At 52.2% G+C, this 13,782-nt stretch carries 11 protein-coding genes; 5 read left to right on the top strand and 6 right to left on the bottom strand.

The annotated features are described in order from the left end of the window. Window positions 1-99: 99 nt before the first annotated feature. The 5 genes from OLX72_RS10115 to OLX72_RS10095 are packed head-to-tail and all read left to right on the top strand — an operon-like array spanning window position 100 to window position 8,356. Window positions 100-2,754, top strand: a complete 2,655-nt coding sequence (locus tag OLX72_RS10115; protein WP_433990395.1) for a Z1 domain-containing protein — start codon at window positions 100-102, stop codon at window positions 2,752-2,754. Then, a complete protein-coding gene (locus OLX72_RS10110) occupies window positions 2,744-3,751 on the top strand; it encodes a PD-(D/E)XK motif protein (protein ID WP_433990394.1) in 1,008 nt (335 codons plus the stop codon). Before OLX72_RS10115 ends, OLX72_RS10110 begins: the two co-directional genes overlap by 11 nt. Further along, window positions 3,748-5,613, top strand: a complete 1,866-nt coding sequence (locus OLX72_RS10105; RefSeq protein WP_433990393.1) for a hypothetical protein — start codon at window positions 3,748-3,750, stop codon at window positions 5,611-5,613. The genes OLX72_RS10110 and OLX72_RS10105 overlap by 4 nt, the downstream gene beginning before the upstream one ends. Next, on the top strand, window positions 5,610-6,518 hold the full coding sequence (locus OLX72_RS10100) for a hypothetical protein (protein WP_433990392.1): 909 nt from the start codon (window positions 5,610-5,612) through the stop codon (window positions 6,516-6,518). Before OLX72_RS10105 ends, OLX72_RS10100 begins: the two co-directional genes overlap by 4 nt. Further along, window positions 6,515-8,356, top strand: coding sequence for a hypothetical protein (locus OLX72_RS10095; protein ID WP_433990391.1), 1,842 nt, complete (start codon window positions 6,515-6,517; stop codon window positions 8,354-8,356). Before OLX72_RS10100 ends, OLX72_RS10095 begins: the two co-directional genes overlap by 4 nt. Before the next feature lie 203 nt (window positions 8,357-8,559). On the opposite strand, the gene OLX72_RS10090 is transcribed toward OLX72_RS10095, so the two are convergent. The 6 genes from OLX72_RS10090 to OLX72_RS10065 all read right to left on the bottom strand — a co-directional run bounded on the left by OLX72_RS10090 (window position 8,560) and on the right by OLX72_RS10065 (window position 13,703). Further along, the gene (locus tag OLX72_RS10090; RefSeq protein ID WP_433990390.1) at window positions 8,560-8,961 is read right to left on the bottom strand and encodes a hypothetical protein; all 402 of its coding nucleotides are present in this window, start codon (window positions 8,959-8,961) and stop codon (window positions 8,560-8,562) included. Next, window positions 8,958-9,446 carry a very short patch repair endonuclease gene (locus OLX72_RS10085; protein WP_433990389.1) on the bottom strand — a complete coding sequence of 163 codons (489 nt, stop codon included), beginning with the start codon at window positions 9,444-9,446 and terminating at the stop codon, window positions 8,958-8,960. The genes OLX72_RS10090 and OLX72_RS10085 overlap by 4 nt, the downstream gene beginning before the upstream one ends. Continuing rightward, window positions 9,447-10,646, bottom strand: coding sequence for a DNA (cytosine-5-)-methyltransferase (gene dcm, locus OLX72_RS10080; RefSeq protein ID WP_433990388.1), 1,200 nt, complete (start codon window positions 10,644-10,646; stop codon window positions 9,447-9,449). Between the two features lie 543 nt (window positions 10,647-11,189). Beyond that, entirely contained in the window at window positions 11,190-12,071 is an 882-nt protein-coding gene (locus OLX72_RS10075; protein ID WP_433990387.1) for a phosphorothioated DNA-binding restriction endonuclease, read from the bottom strand. A 240-nt stretch (window positions 12,072-12,311) separates the two neighbouring features. Beyond that, the gene (locus tag OLX72_RS10070) at window positions 12,312-13,340 is read right to left on the bottom strand and encodes a hypothetical protein (RefSeq protein WP_433990386.1); all 1,029 of its coding nucleotides are present in this window, start codon (window positions 13,338-13,340) and stop codon (window positions 12,312-12,314) included. 9 nt (window positions 13,341-13,349) lie between these two features. Next, entirely contained in the window at window positions 13,350-13,703 is a 354-nt protein-coding gene (locus OLX72_RS10065) for a helix-turn-helix domain-containing protein (RefSeq protein ID WP_433990385.1), read from the bottom strand. Between the last annotated feature and the right edge of the window lie 79 nt (window positions 13,704-13,782).

The raw sequence follows: 13,782 nt of genomic DNA, 5'->3' as shown, positions 1-13,782 counted from the left end.
GCTACCGCCTTATTATCGCCCGGCTTTTATTGGATAATAATAAGCAGTTGGCTTTGGAAACCAAATCACTCGTGACATCTTTAAATAAAAGGGAAAATATTGGCTCTCTCGACAACATCAGGTTCGCCTCAAGTCACAAGCTTTCAAAAGCAGATTCGTAACTTCTTACCCACTTGTGGTTCCGTCGAAGAGGCCGCTCAAAAAGTAAAGAAAAGTCTCGAGGATATTGGAGTGGTCTTGGAATTGGACCAGATCCAAGCCCTCGAAAAGGCCGCTCATCTTGTGGAGGAGGGGCTCAAGCCTATCGAGGTTTTGCAGAAGCATTCCATCCTCGAGCCGCACAAAGCCTGGTATATGGGAACGGGCGTTCACTCGAGGCACTGGCCCGCATTAAGAACCTACATCGCCGACTCGAAAGGTTGGGGTGAAGAGACCGCCGAAAAAATAAATGAAACCTCCGACGAAGTAGTGTCTTTGCTTGCAGACCCCCGACAGGAGAAGTTCCAGTATCGTGGACTTGTTGTTGGCTACGTCCAATCCGGGAAAACAGCAAATATGACGGCAGTCATCGCCAAGGCCCTGGATGAGGGGTACAATATGGTTGTTGTGCTAGCTGGCCTTACGAACAAGTTGAGGCAGCAGACCCAGCGCCGGATGGAAAGTGATCTTGTCGCGCGATACGAAGATAATTGGATCAAATGGACGAGCAGCGATGACGACGGCGATTTCAGAATGCCCGCCAACAAGTCTTTTGCTGCTCCGACGCCAGGGCTTGTACAACTTTGTGTTCTCAAGAAAAATGTCTCTCCTCTCAATCACTTCCTCAAGACAATTGAACGGACACCGGCAGCCACCCTTCGTCAGCTGCGAGTGCTCCTAATCGATGACGAATGTGACTCCGCCAGCGTGAATGCCGCTTCCAAAGAACTCGACATGACGGCGATCAACGAGCGGATCCGGACGATTATCAAGAAATTGCAAGCCGTCACCTACGTGGGATACACCGCGACACCATTCGCAAATGTTCTTATCAATCCCTATTCGGACAGTGGCGAGAACCTCGACGACCTTTATCCCCGTAACTTTATTACTGCACTAGAACGACCCAATGGATACTTCGGGGCGGAACAGCTTTTCGGTCGCGATCCCATCGATGCAGACGATATTCGGCCAGATGAAGAGGGCCTTGATATGATCCGCGAGGTTCCGGAAGACGAGTTGCCCCTTCTTCAACCACCATCGCGTAACAACAAGGATGAGTTTCACCCTCAGATGACGTCCAGCCTCCAGGATGCCGTTATCTATTTCATCGCTGCCAGTGCGGCTCGATTGGCCCGTGGGCAATCTGACAAGCACATGACAATGCTGGTTCACACGTCCGTTTACACTGTGCTGCATGATCGCGTCTCCGCATTGATCAAAGGCTGGCTGGAACTGAATGCGGCGGATTTGTGTAACGCGACCGGAGAAGTCGGTGATCGGTTGAAGTCAATCTGGGAAGCAGAGGCGAGCCGGCTGCCAGACACGATCACAACGGAGAACCCAGTCCTTTTTGATGAACTCCTTCCTCACATCGAAGCTGTTCTGATCGCCGTCGAAACACCTGTAGAAAACGGTTTCAGCGAAAACCGTATCAACTACGAAAATGGTCCAAAAATCTACATTGTGGTCGGCGGCACGGTCCTTGCCCGCGGGCTGACCCTTGAGGGGCTAATGGTGAGTTATTTTCTGAGAACTACGTCCCAATACGACACACTCCTTCAGATGGGGCGATGGTTCGGCTACCGCCACGGGTATGAAGATTTCCCCCGGATATGGATGACGATGGAGCTTCGGCGATCTTTCCGAATGCTGGCTGCAGTCGAGGCGGAAATCAGGGCTGATATTAGCGAATATACTCGGCGCAATGTAACGCCGATGGCGTTCGCCGTTCGCATTCGAAGCGTTCCTGGCATGGCAATAACCGCCGCCAACAAGATGCGTCACGCGCAAATTTGTGACATCAGCTACTCTGGACAGCACGTTCAAACGATCAGGTTCGATCGTAAGTCGCCGAACGTGATTGTGTCCAATTGGTCCGCGGCCGCCGAGCTGCTGTCGAGTGCGGAGCGTTTAGCAAAGTCAGCAGATCATGATCAGCGTCTCCTCTACAAGAATGTGCCGGTCAGCCTTGTACGGCGTTTTTTACAGGGTTATCAGGTTCATGATAGCCATCGGGAGTTGTCGTCCAATCTTCTTTTGAAGTATGTAGATGAGTTTTCCGAAACTTTGAAATTCTGGAACGTTGGCCTTTTTCAGCCGCGTGGCGGTCAAGAGAGCGAAAAGAAGCTTGGAACGGCAGGCCGGGTTCGGCTCATCAACCGCGCAATGATAGCGGATGACAAGGCCGACGTTGCTGACATCAAGGCTCTGATGTCCAGGCGAGATGTTATCTTTGATTGTTCGACTGCGTTGCCGCACGACAGAGAGGCCGACTGGTCAGGTTTGAAAAAGTGGCGACAGGAGTGTCTCGGTCTGATTCCGCTGCTACTGCTATATGCAATTGACCGTAATTCGAAGCCTAAACGGGACTCGAAGACACGTACCAACCTTGAAGCAGCAGGTGATCTTATTGGCTTCGGCATAGTCTTCCCCGGTTCTGAAGAAGGCGCAGGTGGATATGTGAGCGTCCGGCTTGAAGCGCCTTCCGGCGATGAGCTTGAATCGCTCGACGAGGAAGTCGACGAGCGTCAGGAGGCCGGAGATGTCATCTGAGGGAGGAACGAACGAAGAAGCTTGGAAGCGACTGCGCAAAGGCCGACATGAGGCTCAAGGCATTTCGATTCCAACTGTTGCTTCCGATTTGATCACTGTCGACGGTGCCGTCCGTTATGCACTTGGAAGTCGGGGAGAAGCACGGCTTCTCGTTCCGATAGGGATGCATGAACGGCTGAAGCATTTCGTCGACAGCCCCGCGCTCCGTGTGTCCGACGCGACATTGCAGCAAGATGGGAAACCAGCTCGCTTTATAGACCTGACTTGTCTGGTTTCCGAACTCGACTCTGTCTTCGCCGAAGTAGCAGAAGAGCTTTTGAAACGCATTCGGAACGGCACACCAGCTCAGAGCGCTGTTCGCTCAACTCTCAACGATTTCCGGGCACTCTTGCTGCGATCTCCAGTCAAAGATGTCAGTGACTCTGAAATTATTGGACTGGTCGGCGAACTCATCATGCTTTGCCGTTTGCTGCGGTTGAACTCGGATAGCTCGGAAGCCTGGCGCGGCCCTGCCGGCGAGCGTCATGACTTTCGGCGCGGTGGAGGTTCTCTTGAAGTGAAAACGACTGGTCGGCCTTCAGACTATTCGGTTTCGATATCCGCGATCGACCAGCTTGATGCCCCGAACGGAGGGGTGCTGCACCTCGTTCACATAATTCTTGAGCGAGATGCCAATGGTCCTCATTCGGTGGGCAGGCTGGCGGCTGCTGCAGCATCGCTATCTTCTGATCCGAATAATGTTATCGAAATGCTCAATCTATTGGGATGCTCTGATCCTGATTCAGAAAGCTGGAACCGGCTTTCCTTCGCTGAGGAGGCAATAGATTTCTATGAAGTTCGAGAGGGCTTTCCTCGGATTTCTTCGGCGTCTTTCAAAGACGGAGCATTACCAGACGGCGTGACAAAAATCGAATACACGATTGATCTTTCACAGGCGACGGAATTTGCGCTCGACAGTGAAGAGGAATTGGATGTTCAGAAAAGGATTGCGGGATGATATTGCCAGTTCTTTCCCTTCAATCCGAGAGCTATTCGGCAACGGGCAATCTTGCCGCTGAGGGCTTCAGAAAACTTCTTGGCACTCCGGGGTTGGATCTGCTCCAGACTGTCGTACGCGAAGCTACACAGAACTGTTGCGACGCCGCGAGAACAGGGCTGGGGCCGGAAATTCATTTCAGGCTGCGACGCCTGCCCGAGCATCAGCTGGCCGTTATGCGTCAGAGCGTGTTTCGAAGCCTTCCAAATCCTGAGAGTTCGGAGGGTCCGTTCCGAAACTTTCTCGAGCAGGACGGTCCCTGGGTTCTAGAAATCTCCGACTTCAACACGATTGGACTAGGGGGACCAACGCGGGCAGATCGGATACCTGCCGGTAACGATGCGACCGACTTTATCGATTTTCTTCGAAACGTCGGATCCCAACGGGACACCGATCGGGGTGGCGGTACTTACGGCTATGGCAAGACTGCACTGTATCTGAGCAGCCGCTGTGCTGCGATCCTTGTAGATTCGCAAACCACACTCCTTGGCGATGACGTGCGCAGGTTGCTGGGTTGCCACCTTGGTTCGGCGCACAATGTAAAGAGCTTGGATGGTAGCGCCGAACGACGAACTGGACGGCACTGGTGGGGCGTCATTGCTGATGGGGATTCCGTGGCTGATCCCGCCGAGAACTCCCAAGCCGCGGCGCTAGCGGAAGGGATTGGATTTCTGCCGCGTTCACCAGAGCGACTTGGAACCTCGATCATGATTGTCGATCCGATTTTCCTTGGTCCAAATGGTGAAGACCCAGAAACTGTGATGGGCATGATTGCCGAGTCCCTGCTCTGGTATTTCTGGCCAAGGCTGATGGAGGATTGTGATCCACAAAAGAAGATCAGTATTAACCTCGAACTGGATGGGCAGCACTTTCCGTTGCCTGCGCCGGAGGTGTTTCCACCGTTGGACAATTTCACCGCAGCGATGCGGGAAATTCGATCAGGCAATAGCGGGGTTGAGGAAGTTCGAAGTCAGAAACCCAAGAAACTCCTTGGCCACATGGCTATCCGAAAAGGTATCAAATCCTCGCGTACTCGCCTAGTTTCCAAGAAAGACTCGATCATTCCCGAGACCTCGTCACATATTGCCGTCATGCGTCCGGTTGAGCTTGTAGTCAGATACTTTGAAGATGAACCGCTTCCTGACCCCCGAGTGGAATGGGCGGGCGTATTTGTCGCCGATCGCGACTTTGAAGTTGAGGCGGCTTTTGCAGCTTCGGAACCGCCGGCGCATGATGACTGGCAACCCAAAATTCTTCCAAAAGGTGACCAGCGCACTTACGTGAGTGTAGCAATTAGAAGGATCAAAGAACGCGCTAGGGAGGTCGCTGCCCCAAACGCAGCGGACCAGGACGCTATCGGAGGCGGACCATCCATAGCGCGTGTTTCCGGACAGTTCGGGCGTTTTCTCGGTTCGCTTTCGGTTGGTGGAGCAGGACCAGAACGGAGAAGTCACTCGTCGCATGGTGCGAGAAAGAAAAATCGCATTTCGGTTCCTGCCTTTCTCCAACTTGAAAGCCATGCCGAAACACGCGTGGCAGTCTTTGAAACCACCGTACATCATGACGGAAAGAACTCAGCTTTGCAGGCGGTAGTGCGGCCCATGCTCGTGCTCGATGGCGGCGCGGCGGCCGATGGTGCCTGGGCCACCACTGCGCCGACTGTCATTTCCTGGAGTACGCCCGATGGATCTGTCTTGAGCGAAACGGATCGCCTGACTTTGGATGGATATTCCGGCGATCTGCAGATTCGGATCGCGATGCCTGATAACTGCGCCGTCACCCTCAAGGCTTCGCTGGAAGATATTGGAGGGGATAGCAAATGACCCGCATTGCATATCCGTTTTTGACGCTGGGTCCAGATGCAGTTGACCCTACTGTCTGGGAACTCATTGATGGCGGCGGGCAGCTTCTGCCTCTTCAGAAATATATCGAAGACTGGGATTATCTTAGCTCACTTCGACTTCGGCGCAGACTGAGTATCAATCTCGAGATTGCCTCCAATCATCTCGCCATTCCCGAAGCAGAACTTGATCTGACAGTTTTGCTGAGGATCGGCACTGGCCCCGGCACTATGCCGCGCGCCTGGGTCCGCTCCGTAAGCTTTGACGTCATCGCTTCGGGTGGGATTGTCGAGATTGACGAATTCTTGGTGGGCGATCAGCTGTCAGGCCGCATCAAATTGGAAACTTCCATACTTTCTTTCAGCCAAAGCGCGCATGCCGGATCGCTGTCACCACGAATTCTTGGAGCGAAGGTCTGGAACCACGACTTGGATGTAACGCTTGAGGGTACTGAACCTCGGTTCCCGATGGAAACTATAAGCTTTGAAACGACTTTTGCCGGTCGCCCACATGCATCTTCACTTTGGTATCTGCACTGGTCACCTGGCAGCATTCATAGTGATTTCGGTGGGGCGGTGCGCCTTTATGTGAACTCGGACAGAAAAGACTTTATTGAACGTCTGACAGAAAATGACCCACTGCTACTACAGACGATCATGGCCGACGTGATGACCCAGCTTGTTTCCGGTGTAATCAGCATGGATGAAGCACAGGAGGTGATCGATAATTCCGAAGATGGTTCTATCGCAGGATACGTCGGAAACTGGCTGAAACTGGCTTTCCCCGGCGAAAGTGCCATCGACGTTCGAAGCAAAATGGAGCGAAGACCTAGTGATTTTAATGCGGGCATACAGGCAGCAGCCGAGATAGGAGGCTTGGGCGCATGAGTGTGATTTTGCTGCCACGGCTAGGACAGATAGCCGTTGACCAAGTGCTGGATGATTACTTTGAAGATATGAAACTATCGGCGACGCTTGACATGCTTCGGCAGACTCCGGGAGCCATGAGCTATGCCGCGAGTGGTGGGACTCCGCTTAAGAAAGAAATCTTGATTGAAATCCGGAACATGCTTGTCGGAGCTGCACAGGCAAACGGATTCCCGTCGCGCGGCTCCACTAAAGAGAGAGCACAGTTCGATACGGATGTTGCGAAACTGCTTGGAGAAAATCCGCTTTTTGCACCTCCTGAGGCACTACGAGATGATGTCTGGGCTTTTCTAACCACCGTCGTAGCACCTGACGTGGTCAAATGGAGATTTGGGACAGCCTCTCGCGAAAGATACCATGGCGGGGTCCGTAACGCCTTCCAGCGTTTGTGGATGCGCGCGTGGTCGCTTGATCGTGGCATGGGGGAAGAGGACCGTTGGGGCTTGATACGCGATCTCACAGAGGACGCCTTTGGGTCGATTGTTGAGCGACCGTCCATAGCGGGCGATAGTCGTTTGGCGCTCGCGCTGGCCGAAGGCTGGGTGCGAATGTCTGAAAGGGCCGGACGTGGAGCGATGGAAGCCATCATGCGTCGAGCAGTGATTGCCTTCCGCCTTCAAAATCAGATTCAGGTTCTTACTGCACTCGAGGATGCGGAGCTGCGCGCTGCAGTCGATCTCGCCTTCGAACGGGCGCGGCAAAGTTTGACTGGTGTGGTTTCAGATAATCTTGGAGAAGAAGCTGATCAAGAAAACGATCCATCCACACTCGGACTTGACACATCGGCTCAAGAGGATGTGCTGCCACCGCCTGAAGCAGGAGTCGGGCAACCCTTCTCGCGCTTGAGATCATTCTTGGGACGCGGGCGAAAAGTTTCGCCCGAAGCTGCGCGGAATGTATCGCAGCCCAGGGACGCCCGCTTTGGCATGCGAGACACTGAAGATGCTGACAGCAGTAATCACCAGAATGGAGGTCGTGTAAATTCAGAAGATGCAATGTCCGGTCGAGAAAAACCGGAAAAAAACCCGACTGCTCAGCCCAATGAAGAGGCTATCTCGGAACAGCTATATGAGTTTTTCGATGAAGTCTCAGGCGACGGTTTGGAAGAACCAGGTGCCGTAATTGATCAGCAAGCTTTCGGCAAACGAGATAGCGAGTCTGTGTCAGAAAATGCAAGTAACGACAATCAAGCGGCGCGCTTCATGATTGGCGAAATGGAGTATGATCAGGCTGGGATAGTTACCTATCTGGACTTTGTCGAAAAAATGGCTGCCGAGCGAAACTGGCTCTCCCCCAAGTCGCGCGAGGCTATCGAAAAGCTGAAATCCGGTAACTTCCGCTTGAGCGCGACAGATCGAAATTCTATGGAGAATCTTAGGAGTAAGCTCTCAAAAATTGCGGTGAAACTTGAAATTCCGAGGAGGGTGGATGTTAGAAAAGACGCTCAGCTGGATACGGACAGTGATGAACTTGAAGTGGGTCAGTACAAGGCCGGACAGACGGGCCCATTCGCGGAAGGCCCAGATGAGATCGATGGCGCTCTGATATGGAATGAGATTACGTTGCCTTCAGGCACAGATGTCAGGATGTCCTATCGTGGCAAAGAACTTTATGCAGAGGTTTCCGAGTCGAAGATCGTTGATCAAGATGGTCAATACTCACCGGGTAGTTGGGCAAACAAGGTGGCCAACGATACAAGCCGGAACGCATGGCGGGATATCTGGTTCAGGAAGCCTGGGGAGCAATCTTGGGTCCTCGCGGACGATCTCAGACGAATTGTGCGCAGACAACAGCCATAGCAACTGAGGTTCGGTCATCCTCGCTTGGGTAACCAAAAAGAAAACACTCTCGCCGCACGAAAGCAAAGTCTTGACTGGGCGCGCAGATATCCCAAACAAAAGACCGACCGAGTACCAAGCGCGTGGCGTTCCAAAGTGCCTCGAAAAACTGGAAGAGCTCGGGTACTCGCACCCTGCGCTGGAAACCGTTGACTAGATTTGTTTCAGGCATTTTTCAGCGTGGCGATCGCCTGTTTAACTGCGTTTGCCTCGAGTTTGATGGTTTTGAAAGACCTCGGCCCGGTTTCGCCAGAGAAGTGGATTATTTTGGCCAGTATCTCGAACAGGGGCAGCGTCTGAACTGCTCCCATCGTACGGGATACATCATCCGTCAAGTAGGTCTTGAACAGTTCACGCCAATTCTTTTCCTCGTAAACTGACGGAAATTCGTCAAGGTTTTCCAGCATGTCCTCGAGGCATCCACAAAGCTGCGCAGTAGTCATTGCAAACCAGTTCCGCTTGCCGCCCTTCCCGCTATTACTAAAGGTGATGACCGTCGCTTTCGATGGTAACGTGACAAGGATCTTGTCGTTATCCGACAGAATATCTTCGAAAACTGCACTCATGCTCTAAACATCCTTTGCTTTTGCTCGACCTTCACGCCGCGTAAATCAAAATAGATTTCGTCCGATCGCACCAGCGCAACAAGCTGGCTCGTGAAATCTTCTCTTTTAGACGCCATCCGCCCCTTGATTGCGCACTCCCAGATAACGCCAACCCTCCAGCCTTGCCCTGCAAGCATCTCTGTGTTTCGAGCATCGCGTTGACGGTTGCCCGCGATCTTTGCCTCCCAGAACACTGTCCTCGTACGGGGAACGCGAAAAAGATGACAACTCTCATGACCATGCCAAAAGCACCCGTTTACGAAGAGCACAAGATTAAACCGCGGCATTACAATATCCGGGCGACCAGCGAGGTCTTTTCTGTGGAGGCGAAAGCGAAGCCCCGCGCCGTGCAGGGCCTTGCGCACGATGAGCTCCGGCTTGGTATCTGTCCCACGAATGCCCGCCATCATCCGGCTTCGTTTTTGCGGAGAGACAATATCGGCCACTCAAAGTTTCCTTTGGTCGAAACCCGCTTCCGAGAGCATCTCGCGCGCAATAGCGCGAATAACGGGCACTGCGACTGAATTGCCAAACTGTTTATATGCTTGGGCATTTGCAACCAGATCTATGACAAAATCCTCCGGAAACCCTTGAAGTGACCTAGCTTCGGAAGGCAAGAGCATGCGGGGATTCCTCCCCAAGTCGCTCTGGTCAATCAGAATCTCGCTGCCATCCTTGTAATATCGCGCACTGATAGTGCTGCAATAGTCTGAATCGCGGGTAAACAGGCTGTAACCGAAACCTTTACCCGCTTTCTTGTGCCGTTCCTTGCGATTGCGGTGCCCTTGCCAAAGACGGTCGGAAATGGTGGCTATCTCTGTGAGGTCGGGGTCATCGACAAGGATATCCGCCAATGGGCGGTGAGACCGGTATTTATCAGACACACGTTCGAACATTCTTCGGACACGTTCGTGATCAGGCAGAGTTCCCTTTTCGCGTAGGAAGCCTACAATATAAATTCTCTCCCGAACCTGGGGGACCCCGAAGTCCCGCGCCTTGAGCACCTCGAAATCAACGTCATAACTAAGCGTTTCCTGAAGGCTGGCTTTAGCGTTGGCCGTCATAGGGATGCCATCAGGAACATTTGCAGAAGCTTGGCCCCGTAAGATCGCCAATATTGTTTCTAATGTGCGGCCACCGTCATGTCCCTTAAGCTGCTTAACGTTTTCCAATAAAAAGGCTTTTGGCTTTTTCTCGGCAAGAATTCTCTGGATCTCGAAAAACATTGTTCCGCGCGTATCAAGAAATCCCTGCTTCCGCCCTGCCTGTGAAAAGGCCTGACAAGGGAAACCCGCAAGCAACAGGTCGTGATCGGGAATCTTTGCCGCAGGAAATTGTGTGATATCGCCATTCTTTTTGGGCACCTCACCGAAGTTGGCAGCATAAGTGATCTGGCTATGTTTATCCCATTCGGAAGTGAAAACACATTTACCACCGGATTCCTGGAACGGGATACGGATACCGCCAATTCCGGCAAAAAGATCGATGAACCTGAAAGCCCTTTTGCCGGTTTTCTGACGATATGGTATCTTATCGGGCAATCGCTCGAGGGCGTTGCTGACTTTCAAAGGAATATTGCCGAGCCCGTTTTCCCAGTCCTTGACACGCGATGCACCCGCCGGACCAAGCCCAAGCAGGGTGGCCATCACCCGCCTTGATACACCTAGCCGCTTCCGCGCTGCGGCCATTTCTTCATATAATTTGGGCTCCGGTTTTTCCATCATCGACCTTATTAGAATTCTATACGAGCACGTTTACATCATCAGCGCGGAAGTTCCAGGCAGGTTATTGCAAACGGACCTGCTTCCAAACGTTCATACCGCCGAGCTAGACGTTATTGTGTGCAAACAGGTTCCTCAAACTCTGTTTTGGTTCCGCAACAAAAGCGGCCTTTGGTGAACCCACCGCGCGCGCCGCGTTTGCTTGCTGCTATGTCCATTGGCTGTAACCCATCGCATCTATGCTGCGCAGCGGTAGCGATTACCAACTTCAAGTATATCGCAAGTTCCTTACATTATTCTGCCATGTACGTTACCGCTAGAAGCTCCTCCTTTTCCTCGGCCAACTTGTCGTGCAAGGCTTTCAGAATTGCCTCGCCTAAAAGTTTGAAGAATTGGCTCTTGGCCTTCAGCGGAGTGCAAGTTTAGAAAACCACCTTTCGCAAGCTTGGATGATACTATCGAGTTTCCTTACTGTAAGAGACCTTTGAATACTTGCATGTTGTGCCACTGGATATATGAAGCCGCGGGAAGCATTCCATCATTTCGCGGTAGTGCAATTTCCCTTTCATGAAATTCGTCATTCAGCTTTCGACCCCAGTCGCCGCCTACCCGTTCGGAGACCCTGACTTTCAAATCGTTGTTTATGGTTATGGCACCAAGGTCGAAAAGCTTGTGATGCATTACGCACAGAGAGAGGCCATTTATAACCTCGTCAGGACCACCAGCAGAGTGCATCTTTATGTGGGCTGCTTCCAGTGCAACAGATGCTCCGTTCATCCTGATATCGTATTTGCAGACACAGCACTGCTCGTAATAGGCATTGAGTACATTGATCCGAAATCGCGGATCACGCTTGCGGCGGATCACGGACTCGACTTCATCATTGCCAAGGTACAGACCGACGGCATCGAGAATGTCCTGGTGCAGGCTTGGCGGGAAATTGCGCTCCAGTACATCAAAAGCCAAATTGTCGATTAGCTTGGGATCGGCCTCAAGTGCAGCGAGTACATCATCAGAAAATCCCGCTTTGAGCCTCCGGTCACGTGCTTCGGTAACGCTCAGATCGCCCGACACATTTTTTTCGTGCTCTTCAACCCACCAGATGTTGCTCTTGTCGTTAGCTAGTCGCGCGAAAGGATAGGCGACGCTCGCCTTGGCTCTAAACGGGCCATAGGTTTTTATGAGCGGGCTGACAATATCCTCGGCATCATTGAACACGATACGCCGGATACGCTCGTTTTTCAGTTTCGAAAGCGCATACAGGAGCAGAAGTGGCTTATGCGGCGCGAGCTTTCCGTCCTTTGAATAGGTACGAATTGAATCAAACCGTTTCAGAATATCGTTTACCATGCGCCTAATTTTCAGCCTGAATTATTCATGTTTTCAATAGACTATCAGATCAGAAGCAGCCCGCAAAGCAGACACATCGTTTCTGTCTGACGTCAGGATATTTGAAACTCGGAGTAGCTGAAATTAGGTGCTCTGTCCCAATAGATGATCGCTAGAACGCTGCGATTAGGTTCCCAGTATTTCAATCTCGATGCGTGGCACTCAGCCGAGGCCAAGCATTGAACGAGAAGCCTCACCCAATCACCAAGATCCGTCCGAAACCTTTGATGGCTTTATCTTGTTGACGAGGTAGTCGATCTGGGATTGCTCCTCAGGCCACACATCTGTTCGTTTTTCTGTGGCGAGCCCTTTGATTGACTTCACCTTGCCCAGCGCCTTTGCGCCATCGATCGCCAGTCTGTCTCCATCGAAGTAGTCGAACCAGGGGAGGCCAGCATGATTGTATTCTTCGACCGAAATCGGTGACAGCGGTGGCTCTTCACCTGTGATCGACATCCATTGCTGGGCATTGGCCAGCATCACAAAGCAACGTTGCCTGTTTTCAAAGTCCCAGGCGTCCAATCCATATTCGTCATCATATATCTCTTGACGCATTGAGCCCCCCATACCAAGGCCCATCTCATTCGATGCGGACGACTCACACATCATATTATATGCTGAAAATGCGCCCGCCCGGCCTGCACCTCCAGCCATCATCGCCTCATGTCTGGCAACCAGTTTCTGAAACCGCTCCTTCTTCATCGGGATCGCTTCAATCTGGATTCCACCGACATCGGTTTCGGGATCGATCTGCTCCTCAACTGTGTATCCTTGGCCCAAAGGCATTGCCACAAACTGGCGCACCTTGCCCTTGGCGACGTTGAATCCGTCCAGCCATGGCTGATCAGGAATGACAACATAGTCTTGTGGATCTTGCGAAAGACCATCGGACCACTTCAGCCCTGAAACGGCGTTGATCTTTCCGGCACCGATTTTCAATGCAACGGGCAGTTCGATTTGTGCCTCTCCCTCTGACTGAAAGTTCAACCAGAGCGCATCAGTCTGGAACATTGGCATGATGATCCCACCTCGCGCCTTGCGGTGCTCGCTATCTCCCAGCTTAAAGTCCTCGATATGACGAAGTGGGAAGCTTCCCAACCCTGGTGGCAGGTAGTGATCCTGGCCGTTATCCGGAATCCGGAGCGTTCGTTGGAAATCGATGCTGATGCCTACATCATCCTCTAAATGCGGAAAGCGAATTGTTAGTTGGTCATTTGTGAGTGAAATCATTTTCGTCTCCTACCAGTCACCGTCCGTAACTTGTCGAACGATATTCAAAATTGCATGATCGGGTTGTTGCTTGAGTTGACGCAAAAGTTCAGCAAATAGCTGGGGCCTCTTCTGTATGATCTGCAAAAGGTCTGAAGAGACCTTCCCCGCCATCGCAAGCAGCATATCCGGGTTTTCCCCGAGAGCCTCCGCCAACGCGATAACCTTGGCTTCCGAGGGCGGTGGCGTCAGATCACGCTCCACTTTGCTCAAGAACGCTGGCTCAACGCCTATACGCATCGCTACCTGCCTTAGGGACATGGTCTTGTCCTCGGCAGTTAACGCTTCGCGACGTTCGCGGATGTATGATCCAAAGGTCTGCATGTGTACTGTGTAGTACTTAGTACACGTTTTGTCAATATAGGCACAAGAACAGGCAATGTTATGCGCATATTATGTGGAT

Origin of the sequence: Sulfitobacter sp. TBRI5 (assembly GCF_051013555.1) — a bacterium.
Lineage (GTDB): Bacteria > Pseudomonadota > Alphaproteobacteria > Rhodobacterales > Rhodobacteraceae > JL08.
The sequence above is the reverse complement of the archived record's forward strand: the minus strand, read 5'-3'. Positions and strand labels throughout refer to the sequence as shown.

Coding starts and splice junctions, on each gene's coding strand:
- OLX72_RS10110 (WP_433990394.1), top strand. CDS start 2,744: ATGTCATCTGAGGGAGGAACGAACGAAGAAGCTTGGAAGCGACTGCGC.
- OLX72_RS10105 (WP_433990393.1), top strand. CDS start 3,748: ATGATATTGCCAGTTCTTTCCCTTCAATCCGAGAGCTATTCGGCAACG.
- OLX72_RS10100 (WP_433990392.1), top strand. CDS start 5,610: ATGACCCGCATTGCATATCCGTTTTTGACGCTGGGTCCAGATGCAGTT.
- OLX72_RS10095 (WP_433990391.1), top strand. CDS start 6,515: ATGAGTGTGATTTTGCTGCCACGGCTAGGACAGATAGCCGTTGACCAA.
- OLX72_RS10090 (WP_433990390.1), bottom strand. CDS start 8,961: ATGAGTGCAGTTTTCGAAGATATTCTGTCGGATAACGACAAGATCCTT.
- dcm (WP_433990388.1), bottom strand. CDS start 10,646: ATGGCCACCCTGCTTGGGCTTGGTCCGGCGGGTGCATCGCGTGTCAAG.
- OLX72_RS10075 (WP_433990387.1), bottom strand. CDS start 12,071: ATGGTAAACGATATTCTGAAACGGTTTGATTCAATTCGTACCTATTCA.
- OLX72_RS10070 (WP_433990386.1), bottom strand. CDS start 13,340: ATGATTTCACTCACAAATGACCAACTAACAATTCGCTTTCCGCATTTA.
- OLX72_RS10065 (WP_433990385.1), bottom strand. CDS start 13,703: ATGCAGACCTTTGGATCATACATCCGCGAACGTCGCGAAGCGTTAACT.